At 67.9% G+C, this 408-nt stretch carries 1 protein-coding gene; it reads left to right on the top strand.

The window, feature by feature from the left end; all coding sequences use genetic code 11:
* Window positions 1-408 (top strand): hypothetical protein (locus tag OEB96_RS00240; protein ID WP_266213364.1); only part of this gene is annotated, 408 nt, incomplete at both ends.

The following is a 408-nucleotide window of genomic DNA, read 5'->3' on the forward strand; positions in this document are numbered from 1 at the left end:
CGAGGGCTGGGTCGTCCACGCACCCAAGGGCTGGGTGCTCGACCCGAAGCACCCGACCGCCGAAGAGCTCGATCTCATCACGCAGGCCTGTGTCGCAGCATGCGAGATCGAGTGGTCGGACGATCACGACGTGCATGCGAACTGCACCGCACCGGGCGCCTTCGCGACCCCATCCCTACGCCTCACTTCGGCCATCGGTCCAACCCAGCAGATCCCCGACTCGCTGGCCGACGGCCACGGCATCTTCCCCGGCCAAGCGCTCGCATGCGATCTCGAAGGCGACTGCTGCAAGGTCTTCGACGAAGCAGTCTGCGCGGCAAGGGCCAAGCGCACCACCGAAGCGCGCCAACCTCTGCACCGTGGCGAGGAGCACCTGCTCGAGCTCGGCGGAGGCGAAGACGGGAGCCG

Source organism: Paraliomyxa miuraensis, assembly GCF_026337845.1.
Lineage (GTDB): Bacteria > Myxococcota_A > Polyangia > Nannocystales > Nannocystaceae > Paraliomyxa > Paraliomyxa miuraensis.